This is a genomic window from Salinicoccus cyprini (assembly GCF_007713705.1).
In the GTDB taxonomy this organism is placed as follows: Bacteria; Bacillota; Bacilli; order Staphylococcales; family Salinicoccaceae; genus Salinicoccus; species Salinicoccus cyprini.
Genome location: NZ_VMSJ01000001.1, coordinates 834871 through 852685 on the forward strand (window position 1 = coordinate 834871; position 17815 = coordinate 852685).

Below are 17815 nucleotides of genomic sequence, written 5' to 3' on the forward strand. Positions count from 1 at the left end.
CAATAGGAGGAATAGTATGATTTCAGTCAATGATTTTAAAACAGGCCTTACAGTGGAAGTGGATGGCGGAATCTGGAGAGTTGTTGAATTCCAGCACGTCAAGCCGGGCAAAGGCGCAGCATTTGTCAGAAGCAAGCTCAGAAACTTGAGGACAGGCGCCATCCAGGAAAAGACATTCCGCGCAGGTGAGAAGGTCGGTCGTGCACAGATCGACAACAGAAAGATGCAGTATCTCTATGCTGATGGTGATACACATGTATTCATGGACAACAACACATTCGACCAGGTGGAACTCGATGCTTCAGCCCTGAAGGACGAACTGAAGTACCTTCAGGAGAACATGAACGTCTCCCTGATCATGTATGAAGGGGAGACGCTCGGTGTTGAACTGCCGAAATCAGTGGAACTGAGAGTTGTTGAGACCGAGCCCGGCATCAAGGGAGATACGGCGAGTGGCGCGACCAAGTCGGCAACACTTGAAACCGGCCTTGTGCTTCAAGTACCGCTTTTCGTCAACCAGGATGACGTACTGGTGATCAGTACGGACGACGGCAGCTACGTATCCAGAGCATAGAAATAAAAAGCAGATTCCGATCTGCTTTTATTTTTTCCTTGAATTGGTATGACCACTTGCGTAGAATATAAGAGAGAAATTTTGAATGTTAAGGAGCAGTAGACATGAAACTGGAGTATATTGATGAACTGATTAGCAAAATGGAAAAGGCATCTTTGACAGAACTGTCATATAAGGACGGGGAAGTGGACATCGTGCTGAAGCGCGACAGCATGAATGTGCCTCAGCAGACAGCTGCACCAGTCCAGGCAGCACCCGAGTTCGCCCAGCCGGTACAGAGTACTGAAGCCGCACCACAGGAGGAAGGCAAGGTCATCAAGGCACCGATGGTCGGCACATTCTATAAAGCCTCTTCCCCGGAAGTGGATCCTTATGTCAAGGTGGGCGACAAGGTGGAAAATTCAAGTGTCGTATGCATTCTGGAAGCAATGAAACTGTTCAACGAAATTCAGGCGGAAACTTCCGGTGAGATCACAGAAATTCTTGTCGAAGATGGAGAAATGGTTGAATACGACCAGCCATTGTTCAGAGTCCGATGATTAAGAAAATACTAGTTGCCAACCGTGGGGAAATTGCCGTTCGAATCATCAGAGCCTGTACTGAACTAGATATAGAGTCGGTCAGCATCTATTCTGAAGCAGATGCTGACAGTCTGCACCGCAGACTTGCGACAGAATCGTACTGTGTCGGCCCCAAACTGTCGAAAGACAGCTATCTTGACATGATCAGCATCATAACAATCGCCAAGAAGACCGGCTGTGATGCCATTCATCCTGGATATGGGTTCCTTGCAGAAAATAGTGACTTCGCCGAAATGTGTGAGGCATCGAACCTCATATTCATTGGACCGATGCACGAGACGATTGCACTCATGGGTGTAAAGGACGTCGCGAAGGATACGATGAAAAAAGCAGGCGTACCGACTGTGCCGGGTAGCGAAGGTGTTGTCGAATCCGTTGAAGACGCGAAGAAGATCTCTGAGGAGATCGGCTATCCGGTCATCATCAAAGCAAGCTATGGTGGCGGCGGAAAAGGCATCCGCGTTGCCCGTGATGAGGAATCCCTCGTCCAGAACTATAAGATGACCGAGCAGGAGGCGGAAAGTGCCTTCGGCAACAAGAGCCTCTATATCGAGAAATACATCGAGAACTTCAGGCACATCGAAATACAGGTTCTCGGAGACTATCATGGCAATGTCGTCCACCTGGGCGAGCGTGATTGTACAATACAGCGCCGCATGCAGAAGCTTGTCGAAGAGGCACCGAGTCCCATCCTGTCGGAGGAGAAACGCAAGGAGATGGGTGATACGGCAGTCACTGCCGCCAAAAGCATCGACTACATCGGCGCCGGCACAATCGAATTCATCTATGACCTGAATGAAGACCACTTCTATTTCATGGAGATGAATACCCGCATCCAGGTCGAGCACCCTGTAACGGAAATGATTACAGGCATCGACCTTGTCAAGATGCAGATCAGAGTGGCCAGAAGAGAAGCGATTCCTTTCAGGCAGGAGGACATTGAATTCAAGGGGCATGCTGTCGAACTTCGCATCAATGCGGAGAACCCCTACAAGAACTTCATGCCATCTGCCGGCAAGATCAAAGAATTCATCACTCCTGGTGGATATGGTGTCAGACTGGATTCCGCCTGCTACTCCGGCTACGTCATTCCACCGTACTACGACTCGATGATCGCCAAGCTCATCACCCATGCAGACACAAGGGAAGAAGCGATCCATACTGCACTCCGTGCGCTTGGAGAATTCAAGATCGGCGGCGTCGATACGACCATTCCGTTCCATACGAATCTGCTCCAGCATGAAGCATTCAGATCGAACGACTATAATACCAACTTCCTGGCGAACAACGACATCATGAACTGATGGTATGAATATGGAAAGGGGACATCTTCACTGATGTCCCCTTTCTATGTGGCTCTCCAGGATTTCCCCGGGGGCCATCCCTATGGTTGACAACGATATTTGCACACCATAATATGATAACTAACGGAATGGTGATTGATGGCCGTCATGCACAGACCTTGGAAAGATCTCCGGAATCGGGGGGTTCATTTCATGCCGGGACTGGCAGAAACGTCATCCAATTTCCTGTCGAATCATGATATAATGAATTGACGAGGTGATGAACATGATAATTCAGGAAGACAAAGCAAATCTTGGACAGATAGAGCTATCACCGGAAGTACTTGAAGTGATCGCGAGCATTGCGGTGACTGAAACTGAAGGTGTGCATGCGCTGCAGAACAACTTTGCCAGCGGCAACTTTGAGAAGATCGGCAAGAAGTACAGGGGCCGGGGTGTCAAAGTGGATGCAAAAGACAACGAAGTAAGGATTTCCATCTATGTTTCTCTTTCCACACGCCGTAATATCCATGAGACCGCAGAACTTATCCAGAAGAATGTCAACCAGGCCATCCGGAATATGACGGATCATGATGTCAAAGAAGTCAATGTGCACATCGTCAATATTAAATAATAGAACAGTAGATGGGTGTTAATAATGAACAGACACGAGCAGCGAAAAAAAATATTCCAGATCATCTTTCAGCAGGATCATGGTCTGGTTGCATTGGAAGAGACTGCGTTTTACGATCTCTACAGGGAGTATGACTACATCAGCCGGATTGTAGACTACTACGGCGGCAACAGCGAGTCGGTGGACGGGGACATCAGAAACCATCTCACCAACTATACGCTTGAAAGGATTCCTAAAGTGGAACGCAACATCCTGAGAACAGCGATTTCTGAACTGCTTCATGGCGATTCCCCACAGCGGGTGGTCATCAATGAAGCGATCCTCCTTGCCAAGCTCTATGGTGAGAAGGACAGCTTCCGATTTGTCAACGGCGTCCTGAAAAACTTCATCACGGAAACGGATAAGCAGCAAGATGGAGAACAGTAGATATCTTTCCGTCGGCGCACTGACCAGATACCTTAAATATAAATTCGACCAGGACCCGTATTTGACACGGGTCTTTCTAAAAGGTGAACTTTCCAATGTGAAGCGTCATACGAGTGGGCACATTTTCTTTGCCATCAAGGACGAGCAGTCGGTCGTACGGGCCATCATGTTCTCAAGGAATGCCGGCAGTCTCAAGTTCAATCCCGAAGAGGGGCAGAGTGTCCTGATCGAAGGCCGGGTCAGCATTTTTGAATCCAGCGGACAGTATCAGGTCTATGTGGAAAAGATGGAGATGGATGGCATCGGCATGCTTTTCGAAAAGCTTGAACAGGACAAGAAGCAGCTTGCTGAAAAAGGCTACTTTGATGTGCAGCATAAGAAAACGCTGCCCCGCTACCCAAGGACCATCACCATCATCAGCTCTGAAACCGGGGCTGCTGTGCGGGATATGATTACGACATTGAGCAGACGCTATCCGCTGGTGTCCGTCACAGTCATCAATACGCTGATGCAGGGGCCGAGGAGCCGGCAGGCCGTGGTTGAAAACCTCGAGTATGCCGATAGACTGGGCAATGATATCATCATCCTTGCCCGCGGCGGCGGCTCGATAGAGGATCTGTGGACTTTCAATGAAAAGGATGTCGCATTGAAGATTTTTGATATGAAGACACCGGTCATTACAGGCATCGGTCATGAAACCGATACGACACTGGTGGACTTCATTGCTGACGTGCGCGCAGCGACGCCCACAGCGGCTGCCGAAATGGCAGTGCCCGACCAGCAGGATATATTTGAAAGATTGCGCCAGTTCGAAAACTACGCTTCCCGCAGGGTGGCACAGAAGCTCGATTCGAGCAGAAGCCGGCTGGATGCACTTGGTTCCTACTACAAGCTTAGAAATCCGGATCTTCTCTATGACCAGCAGGCAGAAAGGCTCGCCAATCTGAAGGACATACTGGATGATAGAATGCACCATGCAATAAAAGACAGCCACTACCGGCTATCCGTCCTGAAGGAAAGCGTCAGATACAATACTCCAGGACCTGAAATAAAAAGGAGCGCCGGAACACTGATGGAGCGGAAAGGACAGCTTGATCGTGCCATGCGGGTCAGAACAGGCGACTCGAGGAAAAGTCTCGCAAGAGTAATCGAGAGTCTCAATTCGCTGAGTCCGACCAATGTACTGCTGCGCGGCTATTCCTTCACTACGCATCAGGGTGTAATCGTCAAGGATGCGCATCAGCTCGAATTGGGCGATGAAGTCCAGTCGACGTTTGCCGATGGCAGCATCGTATCAAAAGTGACAGAGGTGAATCATGATGGCAGAAACTGAAAATGAAACATTCGAAGAGAAGATGAAACAGCTCGAGCAGATCGTCAAACAGCTGGATGAGGATGAAGTCTCTCTCGAAGCGTCGCTCAAACTCTACCAGAAAGGTGTCGAGTTGACTGCAGAATGCGAAAAGATACTGAAAGATGCAGAACTGAAAGTTGAAACATTAAACCGTAAGGGAGTAGATGATGAACAATAATATGCAGCATTATCTCGAGGCGACCGAATCTTCCATACTTGCGCACCTTGGACAGAATCATGTTTCACCAACAATCAGAAAAGCGAGCAGCTATTCGATAGAGGCGGGGGGAAAGAGATTCCGCCCCTATCTTCTATTTTCAACGCTAGACGCCCTTGGACATGATCCGATGAAGGGTGTACAGGTGGCGGCAGCCATTGAGATGATCCATACATATTCTTTGATCCATGACGATCTGCCGGCAATGGATGATGATGATTATCGCCGGGGGAAACCGACGAACCATAAAGTCTACGGTGAGGCGGCAGCCATTCTGGCAGGGGATACACTATTGACCGAGAGTTTCAGTATTGTGGCCCAGGATGACACGCTGCCTGCTGACAAGCGGGTCGCGCTGATTGGGCATATTGCGGCGAAATCGGGCTTCAACGGCATGATTGGCGGCCAGATGCTCGATATCGAGGCGGAAGGACAGGATATCAGTCTCAGCCAGCTTGAGAATATCCACCAGTACAAGACAGGACAGCTGATTGTACTGCCGGTCCAGTGTGCATGCATTATTGCAGATGCTACAGATGAAGTGACAGCGCAGCTGATCCGCTTTGCCGAGGCGCTCGGCATCCTGTTTCAGATCAGGGATGACATACTCGATGTGGAGGGTGACATTGCTGTAACTGGAAAATCATCAGGCAGTGATGAAAAGAACAATAAGACCACCTATGTGAGCACCTATGGCTTGAGTGGTGCACATGATGAACTCGAGCAGCTCGTCGAAAGTGCAAAACGGATACTCGATGATCTGGCAGCAGATATCGAAACAGAGCAACTGTATAGCGTGCTGCAGAGGTTTGCAGTAAGAAACCAATGATAATTCATAATACGTGGATTATCATTTTTATTTTAGCCTAAATGATAAAAGTGGTATAATTGGCAGTAGAAAATTTGAAGGTGGGTGCTATATGAATCTATATAGTATAGAAGACCCGTCATTTTTGAAGCAGAAAGATGATGAGGAACTGAAGGAACTGGCACAGGATGTAAGGGAGTTTCTGATCCAGTCATGCTCGAGAACAGGCGGCCACATCGGTGCCAACCTCGGCGTAGTGGAACTGACGATCGCCCTGCATAAGCATTTTGATTCACCAGAAGATCGGCTTTTGTTCGATGTTGGACATCAGGCATACATTCATAAGATCCTCACTGGACGCATCAGTGAGTTTGAAACACTCAGACAGTATAAAGGCTTGTGCGGATTTCCCAAGATGCGTGAATCCGAACATGATGTCTGGGAGGCAGGACATTCATCCACCAGTCTATCAGCAGCCATGGGGATTGCCAAGGCACGGGATATCAAAGGCGAGGGTCACCACGTCATCCCGATCATCGGAGATGGCGCGCTGACAGGCGGAATGGCGCTTGAAGCACTGAATCATATCGGCTCCGACAGGACGGATATGACCATCATCCTGAACGATAATGAAATGAGCATAGCACCAAACGTGGGCGCCTTGCACCACATGCTCGGCCGCATGCGGACGAATACGCAGTATAATCGCGTCAAGCACGATATAGAAGACTTTCTGAACCGTCTGCCGCAAGTCGGGTCGAGGCTGCGAGATATGGCGGACAGAATAAAGGACAGCATGAAATACCTCGTTGTGGACGGCGTCTTTTTCGAAGAGCTCGGCATCAAGTATATCGGTCCCGTCGATGGGCATGATTTTGCTGCATTGTCGAACGCCATACAGATTTCAAAAGACTACAAGGGACCGGTCGTCATCCACGTCATTACGAAAAAGGGCAAGGGCTACCATCCGGCAGAGGATGACAAGCTCGGCAAATGGCATGGTCTTGGTCCGTACAAGATGGATACCGGCGAAGTGCTCGGCAGCAAGACCACGCCATCATGGAGTGAATTCATGTCGAATACTGTCCTCGATCGTGCGCTCGAGGATGAACGCATCGTCGCTCTGACACCGGCCATGCCGGTCGGCAGCAAGCTGACAAAATTCCAGAATACACTGCCGGAACGGTTCTTTGACGTCGGTATCGCCGAACAGCACGCGGTCACCATGGCAGGTGGACTTGCTGCAAGCGGCATGAGGCCGTATCTGGCCATCTATTCGACATTTCTGCAAAGGGGCTATGACCAGCTGCTGCATGATGTCGATCGCCAGAACCTGAATGTTTTCCTCGGCATCGACAGGAGCGGACTTGTCGGAGCGGATGGTGAAACACACCAGGGTGTATTCGATATCAGCTTCATCTCCCCGCTGCCGAACATGACTTTGATGATGCCTAAAGACGAGCTTGAAGCAGAGCAGATGATCGATCTTGCATTCAGCCACGAAGGGCCGGTCGCCCTCAGATATCCGCGCGGCAACATCAAAGGAGTGGAGCAGAGTGGAAACGCCAAGCCGCTCAAGTATGGCCAGTGGGAAGAACTGGTCGAAGGGGAAGATATGACGATCATCTCTTTCGGTCCGACACTCGATCTTGCGATCAATGCAGCTGTCGCACTCAAGGAGAATGGTGTCAGCGCCAGAGTCATCAATGCGCGTTTCATCAAGCCGATGGACGAAGCAATGCTCCAGTCTCTCGGGATTGAAGGGAATCCAATCCTTACAGTTGAGGAATCCATGCTCACAGGTGGGCTCGGCAGTATGATTGCAAGTTTCATGACCGACCATGGCTTCACCAATCCTCTCAGAAGAATTGGTATCGACAATGAATATGTCGAACATGGTGACGTCAACAGGCTGCTTGAGGATATCGGCATCACAACCGACAATATCATTCTGCAGTCCCGAATACTACTGGAGCAGAACAATGAAAAAGAAATCAAGAATTGATGAATATCTCCACGACAACTTTAATCTCGGCACGCTGGAAGCGGTCAGGCGGATCATCATGGCCGGAAAAGTACTGAACAGCAACCAGCCGGTATACAAACCTTCTGAGATGATAGATATCTCGAAGGCGGATATCCGTTTCAAAAATATAAAGCCTTATGTTTCAAGGGGCGGCGTCAAGCTCGACTATGCCTTAAAAGCATTCGGGATCGATCTTGACAGCAGTATTGTCACCGATATCGGCAGTTCAACAGGCGGATTTACGGACTGTTCGCTTCAGAAAGGTGCCATACATGTTTATGCAGTGGATGTCGGTACCAACCAGCTCGACTACAGGTTGCGTACAGATGCACGCGTGACGGTGATGGAGCAGACGAATTTCAAGGATACAAAAGTGGCGGATTTTCCCATGCTGCCTGATGTGCTTACCATCGATGTTTCTTTTACCTCCATTGTCCCGATACTGAGGCATATTACCGAACTGTTCGATCATGAGTATGAAGTGATTGCCCTGATCAAACCCCAGTTCGAGTCCTATCTGGAAGAGCGGGAGGAAAGTGGCATCATCACTTCGAAAGCGACGCATGAAAACGTCATCCGCCGTGTACTTGAAGCATGCAGCAGCATCGGCCTGCATGGCACGGGACTCGACAGGTCTCCGATTACGGGTACTAAAGGGAATATCGAGTATCTGCTTCATCTCACATCCTCCGATATTTCAGCTACTGCAGTACAAGAAAAGGACATTCAGCAGATCGTCTATGGCTGATGTCCTTTTTTTCGTGTTGCTGGCATTCATTCTATGATATCATATGTATAAATATACAAAATGCGGAGACGAGGAGGAACATCATGTCGAATAAATCGATACGACAGATCAAAATCAGGGAAATCATCACCAACAGCAAGGTGGAAACACAGGAGGACCTGGTCGAAAGGCTGAATGAATACAACTTCAATGTGACACAGGCCACGGTATCAAGGGATATCAAGGAACTGCAGCTCATCAAAGTGCCTACACCAAGCGGTTCATACGTCTACAGCATGCCGAAAGACCGGAAATTCCATCCACTTGAGAAGCTTGGGAGGTATCTGATGGACAGTTTTGTTAAACTGGACTATACGGACAACCTTCTGGTATTGAAGACACTGCCCGGCAATGCCCAGTCCATCGGCGCAATCATCGACCAGCTGGAATGGGAGGAAGTTGTGGGCACCATATGCGGTGATGATACGTGTCTGATGATATGCCGGAGTGAAGATGCACAGAATGAGATTAGGGACCGGATATTCAATCTGATCTAAATTGGAGTGTTTAATTTGCTGATACGTCTGAAAATCAAGAATCTGGCTGTACTGAAGGATATCGAACTGGATTTCGACAGTGGGCTGACCGTCATTTCCGGTGAATCAGGTGCCGGTAAATCCATGATCATCGAGGCCATAAGATACCTCTACGGGAAACGGGCTTCCATCGAAGATATCAGATATGAAACCGAGGGTGCACTTATCGAAGGCGTCTTCGACTTCCCGCAATCGGATACAATCCGGGAACTGCTTGCTCAGAATGATATCGAAGAGGATGAGCTCTACATTGTGAGAAGGGAAGTCATGCAGAACCGCAAAAGCATCATCAAAATAAACTCCCGCATGATCACCCTCGGTGCACTGAAGGACATCATGGATGAGGTCGTCAGTATCCACTCCCAGTCCTCCCAGTCGGAAGCCCTCGAGCACGGCAAGCATATTCTGTACCTGGACCGCTATATTGACGTAGCGGACAGGGCGTCATTCGGAAAATATCAGGAAAGCTTCGAAGAATTCAGAGCTCTGGAAGCAAAAATCAAGGAGCTTGAATACAAGGATAAGAATCGGGTTCAGCAGCTGCAGATGTACAAGCACCAGTTCGAGGAACTCGAAGCCATGGCGCTCGTTCCTGATGAGGAGGAGAGGCTCGAGGAGGAGATCAGCTACCTCGACAACTTCGAAAAGATCAGCAATACACTCTCATCGATCCAGGCACAGCTCAGTTCCGAGTATGCCCCGCAGAACATGCTCTATGACATCCATAGCCATATCGACACACTGTCGAACTTCGACGAGAACTACAAGCAGTATGGGGATACCGTTCTTGAAGCGTACCATCTGCTCGATGAGCTCGGCAGCAGAGTGGGGAGCGACCTGTCCGCACTCGACTATGATGAGGAAAGCCTGAATGTGAAGCAGTCCCGGCTGTCGGACATCAACTCCCTGAAACGAAAATACAACAAGACGCTCGATGAGCTGATCGAATATAGAGATGCCCTGGCAGAGGACATCGAACAGCTCGGCAACATTGCACAGTCTTTCGAAGCACTGCAGAACAGACGTGCACAGGCTCAAAAGCGGATGGAGCAGTACGCAAAGGACCTGCATACCTTCAGGCTCGAGCAGAAGCACTTTCTTGAGAACAGGATCAAAAAGGAGCTCAACGACCTTGATATGCCAGGGGCCGATTTTGAGATCCGTGTGCGGGAAGGTGCATTTGCTCCGCGCGGCTACTCGGACGTCGAGTTTCTCATCTCCACCAACGCAGGGGAACCGCTGAAGTCGATGAACCGTATTGCCTCAGGTGGTGAAATCGCCCGCGTCATGCTGGCATTGCGGACGATCTTTACGGAATCCGATGCCCAGAGCCTGCTGATTCTCGATGAGATCGATACAGGCGTCAGCGGCCTTGTCGCCACACGCATGGCTGAAAAAATGCAGCTGCTGTCAAAATCACGCCAGGTCATCTCCATATCCCATCTGCCGCAGGCAGCTGCGCTTGCCGATCATCACCTGTATGTATCAAAGAAGACTGCAGACCAGCGCACTGCATCTGTTGCAGCATATCTTGGCGCAGATGATCATGTGTATGAAATCGCCAGAATGCTCAGCGGTTCCGATATTACAGAAGCCGCGCTCGAAAATGCAAAAACACTGATTGAAGCCAAAAATAGAGATACGAACTAGGTTCGTATCTCTATTTTCTATTTTCATCTTCTGTTTTATTCGCCTGCTCAAGAAACTGTGCCTGCATCTTTTTCTGGCGCTGTTCGCGATGCAGTATATAGCCGCCGATGAACCATACACCTGCAGCTGTCAGCAGCAGGCCGACGATGAACTGGACGACGGTGAGGGTGAATGGGTCGTTGACGATGCCGAAAACGCTGTCCCTCATATACTTTATGCCAAGCCCTGCCAGGAAAACCGGTATGACCAGTATGGCGAGTGCAATAATCTTCTTCATCATATCACCTTGAATATCTGGATATGTTCATTATAACCGAAGTGAAAAGAGGAATAAAATATATGTCTTTTGAAAACCTTCAGAATTTTCCAAGTTTGACCAAATTCATGTAATTTAAATTCCGAATATGTATAATAAAAAGCATAGGGGAGGTATACACATGAAATTTGATGAAATTTTCAAAGGGGACAATAATAAAATGATAGCGCTTTCAGTATGCCGGGCGGCTGATCCGGAAGTGCTGGAACCGATTCTTCGCATTATTGATGAAAAAGGCGTAAGATGTCATCTTGTAGATGACAGGGGAACGCTCGAGACCATGCTGGCTTCATATGGAGACGATCATCTTTCTGATGGACGGATCACCATCCATCATGCACAAGATGACCACTCGGCTGCTGCAGTCTCCCTCGAGCTGATCAGTTCGGGACAGGCAAATGTACTGATGAAAGGGCTGATTTCAACATCGGTTCTGCTGAAGGAAGTTCTGAACAGAAAATACGGACTGATACATAACAGCCTGCTCAGTCATGTTGCACTGTTTGATGTGCCGCATTACCATAAGGCCATCATGCTCAGCGATGCCGGAATGAACATTTCACCTTCGATTGAAGACAAAAAGAAAATCATAGACAATACACTCGAATGTGCCAGGCAGCTTTCGGCTGACGAGCCGAAAGTGGCGCTGCTCGCTGCAGTGGAGAAGGTTTCCGAAAAGATGCCTGCCACCGTTGATGCAGATGCACTGGCACGTATGGATGTTAAAAATTTTAAATATAGTTGTACAATAGAAGGACCACTGCAGTATGACCTCGCCATCTCGGAGGCGGCGGCCCGCCACAAAGGACTCCAGTCCACTGTGGCTGGGGATGTGGACATCCTCATCGCCCCTGGCATCGAAGCAGGGAATATACTCTACAAGTCACTGGTCTACTCGGCAGGTGCGCGCGTTGCTTCCATCATCATGGGGGCAAGTGTACCGATCGTACTGACCTCAAGAGCAGACAGCGCCGAAGATAGATATAATTCCATAAACCTGGCAATGAAGATTTCCAAATAACAAGATGGAGTGATGAAAATGATATTTGAAAAAATGGAGAAATACGGATACGAGCAATTGATTTTCTGTCATGATGAAACAAGCGGATTGAAAGCCATCATCTGCATCCATGATACGACACTGGGACCGGCACTCGGTGGCAGCAGAATGTGGCAGTATGATTCGGAGGAAGAGGCGATTGAAGACGTGTTGCGTCTGGCGAAAGGCATGACCTATAAGAATGCTGCAGCCGGACTCAACCTTGGCGGCGGCAAGACTGTCATCATCGGTGATGCTTCCAAAGACAAGTCGGAAGCTTTCTTCAGAGCACTCGGCAGATATGTCCATAGCCTTGGTGGCAGGTACATAACAGCGGAAGATGTCGGCACAACGGTCGAAGACATGGACCTCATCTACCAGGAAACGCCGTACGTATGCGGCATCAGCGAGTCCTACGGTTCAGGCGGCAATCCGAGCCCTATGACTGCCTACGGCGTCTACGTGGCGATGAAGCGTACAGCGAAGGAAGCATTCGGTGATGATTCGCTTAAAGGCAGGACCATTGCCGTACAAGGTGTCGGGAACGTATCCTACAGCCTGTGCAGGCATCTTCACGAAGAAGGTGCCAAACTGATCGTTACAGACATCAACCAGGCGTCCATAGACCGTGCAGTGAACGACTTTGGTGCCGAAGCAGTCGGCATCGAGGAGATCTATTCGGTCGATGCGGATATTTTTGCCCCTTGTGCACTTGGTGGTGTGCTGAATGACGAGACGATTCCGACACTCAAAGTGAAAGCCGTCTGCGGCAGTGCAAACAACCAGCTGCTTGACAGTGACAAGCACGGGACAATGCTTGAAGAGAACGGGATCGTCTATGCACCGGATTATGTCGTCAACTGTGGCGGCGTCATCAATGTTGCAGATGAACTGCAGGGATATAACGCAGATCGTGCGAAGAGCAAAGTGGAGGAGATCTACAAGCAGATGGATAAGATCTTCTCGATTGCGAAGCGTGACGGTGTCACACCTGCTGTTGCTGCCGATCGACTGGCTGAAGAGAGAATCGACAGCATGATGCGCGTCAGAAGCACTTTCTCACAGAATGAAATGACAACGCTCAGCAGGAGGTAGGACGAGCGATGACATATACCATTCTCGTCGTCAATCTTGGTGGAACTTCCACCAAGGTGGCGCTTTATGAAAATGATGAAAGTATTGCCGTTGAGACATTGAGGCATCCGACAGAAATCATCATGCAGCCATTCCATGAACAGATCGAATTCAGGTTCAAGGCGATCATGAGTTTTCTTGAGCAGTGCGATGTGGACCCTCAGGATATCGATATTGTCAGTGCACGCGGTGGCGTGCTGAAGCCGATCCAGGGCGGCACCTATGACATCAGCCGGGAGATGGTCGAAGATCTCAGGGAAAACAGGCATGGCCAGCATGCTTCAAACATGAGCGGTGTGATTGCAGACCGGTTCCGGGCGCGTTACGGTTGCCAGGCGGTCATTACGGATCCGGTCGTGGTGGATGAACTGATCGACGAAGTCCGTCCGACAGGTCTGAGAGGTATAGAAAGACGATCGGTCTTCCATGCACTCAACCAGAAGGCGGTCGCACGTAAATATGCTGAATCCATCAATAAGAGCTATTCCGATATCAACGCCATCGTCTGCCATATGGGGGGCGGCATCACAGTCGGTGCCCATAGGCATGGCAAGGTCATCGATGTCAACGATGGCCTGTCCGGCGAAGGACCGATGAGTCCGACACGGACGGGTTCACTGCCGAACGATCGTCTTGCACGATACATTCTTGAAAATGATATGGATTATGACAGTGTCTATGACGTGCTCACCAAAGAGGGCGGCTTCATTTCACTCGCCGGCACCCAGGATGCCATCGAACTCGAAGAACGGGCACTGGCCGGGGATGGAGCAATCGAAGCAATATTCAGAGCGCTCGCAGCCCAGGTTGCCAAGGAGATCGGTTCACGTGCAGCAATACTGAAAGGGGACGTCGACCAGATCATCTTTACAGGGGGGCTCGCCTACAGCCAGTATCTCATGGATCTTATCATCCCCTACATCTCCTTCATTGCGCCCGTTGCAGTATATGCGGGTGAAGCGGAAATGCAGGCACTTGCAGAAGGCGCCTATCGTGTACTGACTGGACAAGAAGAAATGAAAACCTATGTGTAGGAGTGGATATAATGGCATACGAATATGATCTGGTCATCCTTGGTGGTGGTACTGCCGGCTATGTGGCAGCCATCAAGGCAAGCCAGCTCGGTTTGAAAACTGCAATCGTGGAGAAGGAGAACCTTGGTGGCACTTGCCTGCATAAGGGCTGCATCCCGACCAAGAGCATGCTCAAATCGGCGGAAGTGGCCTACTCGATGCGTAATGCAGACCTGTATGGCATCAGTTCCGTAGCACCTGAAATCGACATGTCGAAAATACAGGGCCGCAAGCAGGAAGTGGTGGACCGGATGCATGGCGGAGTCAGACACCTCATGAAAAAGTACAAGGTGGATATTTTCCGAGGACACGGACGGATACTCGGTCCTTCCATCTTCTCACCGATGGCCGGTACAGTGGCAGTGGAGCATCCAGAAGACGAAGAGGCGGAAAGTGAAATACTGGTCAACCAGCATGTGCTGATAGCAACAGGTTCACATCCGCGTCCACTTCCGTTCCTGCCATTCGATCATGATGTCGTGCTGTCAAGCGATGACATGATGTCACTCGACCACATACCACCCAGAATGGCGATCATCGGGGGCGGTGTCATCGGCCTCGAGTTTGCCAGCATGCTGACCGATCTCGGGTCTGAAGTGACTGTCATCGAAGCGGGTGACCATATCATTCCGCTTGAAGACAAGGATATCGCCACGCAGCTGAAGAAATCTCTCGAAGCCCGCGGCGTCATCTTCAAAATCGGCAGTGCCCTTGACGAATCACGCATTGATCGACAGGAAGCGTCCATCACGCTGAAGCTCGATGATGGTGATGCATCATTCGACAAAGTGCTTGTCGCAATCGGGCGTGCACCGAATACCGATGATCTTGGGCTCGCAAATACGAAGATCAGACTCGATAACGGCTATATAGAAACCAATGAATATTATCAGACAAAGGATGCACACATGTATGCTGTCGGCGATGTCATCGGCAATCTTCAGCTCGCCCATGTCGCGACAAAGGAAGCTATTGCTGCAGTCGAGCATATGGCAGATGAAAATCCCTATCCGCTGGACTACAATGGTGTACCGAGATGCATCTATACCTATCCTGAGGTTGCTGCCATCGGCATGACTGAACAGGCACTCAAGCAGCAGGGCATCGATCATTCTGCTCATAAGGTGCCTTTCGCAGCTGTCGGCAAGGCAGTAATTTCCCATGGAGACAAAGGGTTTGGTAAAATACTTATAGACCCGAAAACAAAAGATATACTCGGAGTTTCGCTGATCGGCCCTGGCGCAACCGAACTGATCAATGAGGCAGCCCTGGCAAAATTCCTGGATGCTTCAGCACTCGAACTCGGCAGCGCCATCCACGCACACCCTTCAATCGGAGAGGTGCTGATGGAACTCGGCCTTGATGCGGAAGGAAAAGGGATCCATGTATAAGGAGGATACGACATTGTTGGACTATAAAGAAGCAGGCCTCGAGTCAGAGGACCTGAAGAATATGTATCGTACGATGTATCTTGCAAGAAAGCTTGATGAAAGAATGTGGCTGCTCAACCGTGCAGGCAAACTGCCTTTCGTCATTTCCTGCCAGGGACAGGAGGCGACACAGGTGGGTGCCGGATATGCACTTGACCGTGAGGTGGACATCATCAGTCCATACTACAGGGATCTAGCGCTTGTCACCCATTTCGGCATGACAGCAGAGGAGACGATGCTGTCCGCTTTTGCCAAGAAAGGGGATATTTCAAGCGGCGGCAAGCAGATGCCTTCCCATTTCAGTAAGAAATTATGCAACATCATGACACAGGGCTCGAGTGTAACAACCCAGCTGCTGCATGCTGTCGGTGCGAGTTTCAAATTCAAGATGGACGGTGAGAAACGGGTGGCGCTGACAACGCTCGGGGAAGGCTCTTCAAACCAGGGAGACTTCCACGAGGGACTGAATTTCGTCGGTGTCCATGACCTGCCTTTCATCTGCATCATCGAAAATAACAAATATGCCATCAGCGTACCGCGCGAGCTCCAGTATGGTGCAGACAAGCTGTCCGACCGTGCACTCGGATACGGCATGCACGGCGAGCATATCGACGGCAATGATCCGATCGCAGTCTACAAGGCTGTCAAAGAGGCGCGGGAACGTGCAATCAACGGAGAGGGCGGTACACTGATCGAAGCGATGTCCACCCGGCTGACTGCCCATTCATCGGACGATGATGACAGCTACCGTGAGAAGGAAGAACGTGAATCCATGAAGGAGACAGACTGCCTGGTCAATTTCAGAACCTATATTCTGGATAAAGGCGTAGCAGAGGAAGCATGGTTCGAAGAACTGGAAAAAGAAATCAAAGCGATCGTCACCGATGCGACAAAGGCAGCGGAAAAAGCCCCCTATCCGGATGCACGGGAAGCATTGACGCACGTGTACGAGGAGGTTCAGCATGGCTAAAATATCCTATCTGCAGGCAATCCATCAGGCACTCGACTTTGAGATGGGCCAGGATGACAGTGTATTTGTCCTCGGAGAGGACGTAGGCAAGAAGGGCGGCGTCTTCAAAGTGACCGCCGGACTCCAGGAAAAGTACGGAGAAATGCGCTGCCTGGACACCCCTCTGGCAGAATCGAACATTGTCGGCACCAGCATCGGTGCAGCAATGATGGGGAAAAGACCAGTGGCCGAAATCCAGTTTGCGGACTACATTCTGCCCGCAACCAACCAGATACTGAGTGAAGCGGCGAAGATCAGATATCGTTCCAACAATGACTGGAACTGCCCGATCGTCATCCGTGCGCCATTCGGCGGCGGCATTCATGGTGCACTCTACCATTCCCAGTCGGTCGAGACCCTCTTTACGTCGACACCGGGATTGAAAGTTGTCGTACCTTCCACACCTGCCGACGCCAAAGGACTGCTCATTTCAGCAATTCGTGACAATGATCCTGTACTGTTCTTCGAGCACAAGAAGGCCTACCGCCTGCTCAAGGAAGAAGTGCCGGAAGGCGAATATACCGTTCCGATCGGCAAGGCCGACACCAAGCGGGAAGGCGATGACATCACGGTCATTACATATGGCCTCTGCGTCAACTATGCCCTTCAGGCAGCCGAACGTCTGGCGAAGGACGGCTACGAAGCGGAAGTCCTCGACCTCAGAACCATCTATCCTCTGGATAAGGAGAGCATCATCAAAGCGGCTTCAAAAACAGGCAAAGTACTGCTTGTGACGGAAGATAACCTCGAAGGCAGCGTCATCAGTGAAGTTGCTGCGATCGTCGCGGAGAACTGCCTGTATGATCTCGATGCCCCGATCATGAGACTCGCCGGTCCGGATGTACCATCCATGCCGTATGCACCTCCTATGGAGGACTTCTTCATGGTCAATCCGGACAAGATCGAAGCTAAAATGAAAGAGCTTGCTGAACATTAAG

19 protein-coding genes are annotated in these 17815 nt (G+C 50.1%); 18 read left to right on the plus strand and 1 reads right to left on the minus strand.

From position 1 onward, the window contains the following. The first annotated feature begins 16 nt into the window (after positions 1 to 16). From efp to recN, 12 genes are all read left to right on the plus strand, one after another. Complete coding sequence (gene efp / locus FO441_RS04150; protein WP_145286177.1) at positions 17 to 574, plus strand: elongation factor P; 558 nt, start codon at positions 17 to 19, stop codon at positions 572 to 574. A gap of 104 nt (positions 575 to 678) precedes the next feature. Continuing rightward, positions 679 to 1113 (plus strand): acetyl-CoA carboxylase biotin carboxyl carrier protein, encoded by a 435-nt coding sequence (gene accB / locus FO441_RS04155; protein ID WP_145286180.1) that lies wholly within the window; start codon positions 679 to 681, stop codon positions 1111 to 1113. Then, a complete protein-coding gene (gene accC / locus FO441_RS04160; RefSeq protein WP_145287354.1) occupies positions 1113 to 2459 on the plus strand; it encodes an acetyl-CoA carboxylase biotin carboxylase subunit in 1347 nt (448 codons plus the stop codon). The genes accB and accC overlap by 1 nt, the downstream gene beginning before the upstream one ends. 265 nt (positions 2460 to 2724) lie before the next feature. Further along, complete coding sequence (locus FO441_RS04165) at positions 2725 to 3072, plus strand: Asp23/Gls24 family envelope stress response protein (RefSeq protein WP_145286182.1); 348 nt, start codon at positions 2725 to 2727, stop codon at positions 3070 to 3072. A 24-nt stretch (positions 3073 to 3096) separates the two neighbouring features. Then, positions 3097 to 3498 carry a transcription antitermination factor NusB gene (gene nusB / locus FO441_RS04170; RefSeq protein ID WP_145286185.1) on the plus strand — a complete coding sequence of 134 codons (402 nt, stop codon included), beginning with the start codon at positions 3097 to 3099 and terminating at the stop codon, positions 3496 to 3498. Continuing rightward, the gene (gene xseA, locus FO441_RS04175) at positions 3485 to 4831 is read left to right on the plus strand and encodes an exodeoxyribonuclease VII large subunit (RefSeq protein WP_145286187.1); all 1347 of its coding nucleotides are present in this window, start codon (positions 3485 to 3487) and stop codon (positions 4829 to 4831) included. Before nusB ends, xseA begins: the two co-directional genes overlap by 14 nt. Beyond that, a complete protein-coding gene (locus FO441_RS04180; RefSeq protein WP_145286190.1) occupies positions 4818 to 5030 on the plus strand; it encodes an exodeoxyribonuclease VII small subunit in 213 nt (70 codons plus the stop codon). The genes xseA and FO441_RS04180 overlap by 14 nt, the downstream gene beginning before the upstream one ends. Beyond that, positions 5020 to 5898 carry a polyprenyl synthetase family protein gene (locus tag FO441_RS04185; protein ID WP_145286193.1) on the plus strand — a complete coding sequence of 293 codons (879 nt, stop codon included), beginning with the start codon at positions 5020 to 5022 and terminating at the stop codon, positions 5896 to 5898. Before FO441_RS04180 ends, FO441_RS04185 begins: the two co-directional genes overlap by 11 nt. Before the next feature lie 91 nt (positions 5899 to 5989). Next, a complete protein-coding gene (gene dxs / locus FO441_RS04190) occupies positions 5990 to 7882 on the plus strand; it encodes a 1-deoxy-D-xylulose-5-phosphate synthase (protein WP_145286196.1) in 1893 nt (630 codons plus the stop codon). Continuing rightward, positions 7860 to 8651, plus strand: a complete 792-nt coding sequence (locus FO441_RS04195; RefSeq protein WP_145286199.1) for a TlyA family RNA methyltransferase — start codon at positions 7860 to 7862, stop codon at positions 8649 to 8651. Before dxs ends, FO441_RS04195 begins: the two co-directional genes overlap by 23 nt. Positions 8652 to 8734: 83 nt before the next feature. Next, positions 8735 to 9187: a transcriptional regulator AhrC/ArgR gene (gene ahrC / locus FO441_RS04200; protein ID WP_145286201.1), complete on the plus strand. Its 453-nt coding sequence runs from the start codon at positions 8735 to 8737 to the stop codon at positions 9185 to 9187. Positions 9188 to 9202: 15 nt separating this feature from the next. Beyond that, positions 9203 to 10876 (plus strand): DNA repair protein RecN, encoded by a 1674-nt coding sequence (recN, locus tag FO441_RS04205; RefSeq protein WP_145286204.1) that lies wholly within the window; start codon positions 9203 to 9205, stop codon positions 10874 to 10876. Between the two features lie 10 nt (positions 10877 to 10886). Here recN and FO441_RS04210 read toward each other — a convergent pair whose 3' ends face one another. Beyond that, positions 10887 to 11153: a DUF2627 domain-containing protein gene (locus tag FO441_RS04210; protein WP_145287357.1), complete on the minus strand. Its 267-nt coding sequence runs from the start codon at positions 11151 to 11153 to the stop codon at positions 10887 to 10889. 160 nt (positions 11154 to 11313) lie between these two features. Here FO441_RS04210 and FO441_RS04215 point away from each other — a divergent pair, with 160 nt between their 5' ends. The 6 genes from FO441_RS04215 to FO441_RS04240 are packed head-to-tail and all read left to right on the plus strand — an operon-like array spanning position 11314 to position 17814. Next, positions 11314 to 12213 (plus strand): phosphate acyltransferase, encoded by a 900-nt coding sequence (locus tag FO441_RS04215; RefSeq protein ID WP_145286206.1) that lies wholly within the window; start codon positions 11314 to 11316, stop codon positions 12211 to 12213. An 18-nt stretch (positions 12214 to 12231) separates the two neighbouring features. Continuing rightward, entirely contained in the window at positions 12232 to 13326 is a 1095-nt protein-coding gene (locus FO441_RS04220; RefSeq protein ID WP_145286209.1) for a Leu/Phe/Val dehydrogenase, read from the plus strand. A gap of 8 nt (positions 13327 to 13334) precedes the next feature. Then, positions 13335 to 14399, plus strand: a complete 1065-nt coding sequence (gene buk / locus FO441_RS04225; protein ID WP_145286212.1) for a butyrate kinase — start codon at positions 13335 to 13337, stop codon at positions 14397 to 14399. 11 nt (positions 14400 to 14410) lie between these two features. Further along, positions 14411 to 15829 carry a dihydrolipoyl dehydrogenase gene (lpdA, locus tag FO441_RS04230; protein ID WP_145286215.1) on the plus strand — a complete coding sequence of 473 codons (1419 nt, stop codon included), beginning with the start codon at positions 14411 to 14413 and terminating at the stop codon, positions 15827 to 15829. Positions 15830 to 15842: 13 nt separating this feature from the next. Further along, positions 15843 to 16838, plus strand: coding sequence for a thiamine pyrophosphate-dependent dehydrogenase E1 component subunit alpha (locus FO441_RS04235; protein ID WP_145286218.1), 996 nt, complete (start codon positions 15843 to 15845; stop codon positions 16836 to 16838). Then, complete coding sequence (locus tag FO441_RS04240; RefSeq protein ID WP_145286221.1) at positions 16831 to 17814, plus strand: alpha-ketoacid dehydrogenase subunit beta; 984 nt, start codon at positions 16831 to 16833, stop codon at positions 17812 to 17814. Before FO441_RS04235 ends, FO441_RS04240 begins: the two co-directional genes overlap by 8 nt. Position 17815 lies beyond the last annotated feature (1 nt).

Bases quoted from the DNA above. Each gene is read 5' to 3' on its own strand.
- FO441_RS04180 (WP_145286190.1), top strand. From the start codon at position 4,818: ATGGCAGAAACTGAAAATGAAACATTCGAAGAGAAGATGAAACAGCTC.
- FO441_RS04195 (WP_145286199.1), top strand. From the start codon at position 7,860: ATGAAAAAGAAATCAAGAATTGATGAATATCTCCACGACAACTTTAAT.
- FO441_RS04215 (WP_145286206.1), top strand. From the start codon at position 11,314: ATGAAATTTGATGAAATTTTCAAAGGGGACAATAATAAAATGATAGCG.
- buk (WP_145286212.1), top strand. From the start codon at position 13,335: ATGACATATACCATTCTCGTCGTCAATCTTGGTGGAACTTCCACCAAG.
- xseA (WP_145286187.1), top strand. From the start codon at position 3,485: ATGGAGAACAGTAGATATCTTTCCGTCGGCGCACTGACCAGATACCTT.
- FO441_RS04240 (WP_145286221.1), top strand. From the start codon at position 16,831: ATGGCTAAAATATCCTATCTGCAGGCAATCCATCAGGCACTCGACTTT.
- efp (WP_145286177.1), top strand. From the start codon at position 17: ATGATTTCAGTCAATGATTTTAAAACAGGCCTTACAGTGGAAGTGGAT.
- ahrC (WP_145286201.1), top strand. From the start codon at position 8,735: ATGTCGAATAAATCGATACGACAGATCAAAATCAGGGAAATCATCACC.
- dxs (WP_145286196.1), top strand. From the start codon at position 5,990: ATGAATCTATATAGTATAGAAGACCCGTCATTTTTGAAGCAGAAAGAT.
- FO441_RS04165 (WP_145286182.1), top strand. From the start codon at position 2,725: ATGATAATTCAGGAAGACAAAGCAAATCTTGGACAGATAGAGCTATCA.
- FO441_RS04185 (WP_145286193.1), top strand. From the start codon at position 5,020: ATGAACAATAATATGCAGCATTATCTCGAGGCGACCGAATCTTCCATA.
- accB (WP_145286180.1), top strand. From the start codon at position 679: ATGAAACTGGAGTATATTGATGAACTGATTAGCAAAATGGAAAAGGCA.
- lpdA (WP_145286215.1), top strand. From the start codon at position 14,411: ATGGCATACGAATATGATCTGGTCATCCTTGGTGGTGGTACTGCCGGC.
- FO441_RS04210 (WP_145287357.1), bottom strand. From the start codon at position 11,153: ATGAAGAAGATTATTGCACTCGCCATACTGGTCATACCGGTTTTCCTG.
- FO441_RS04220 (WP_145286209.1), top strand. From the start codon at position 12,232: ATGATATTTGAAAAAATGGAGAAATACGGATACGAGCAATTGATTTTC.
- nusB (WP_145286185.1), top strand. From the start codon at position 3,097: ATGAACAGACACGAGCAGCGAAAAAAAATATTCCAGATCATCTTTCAG.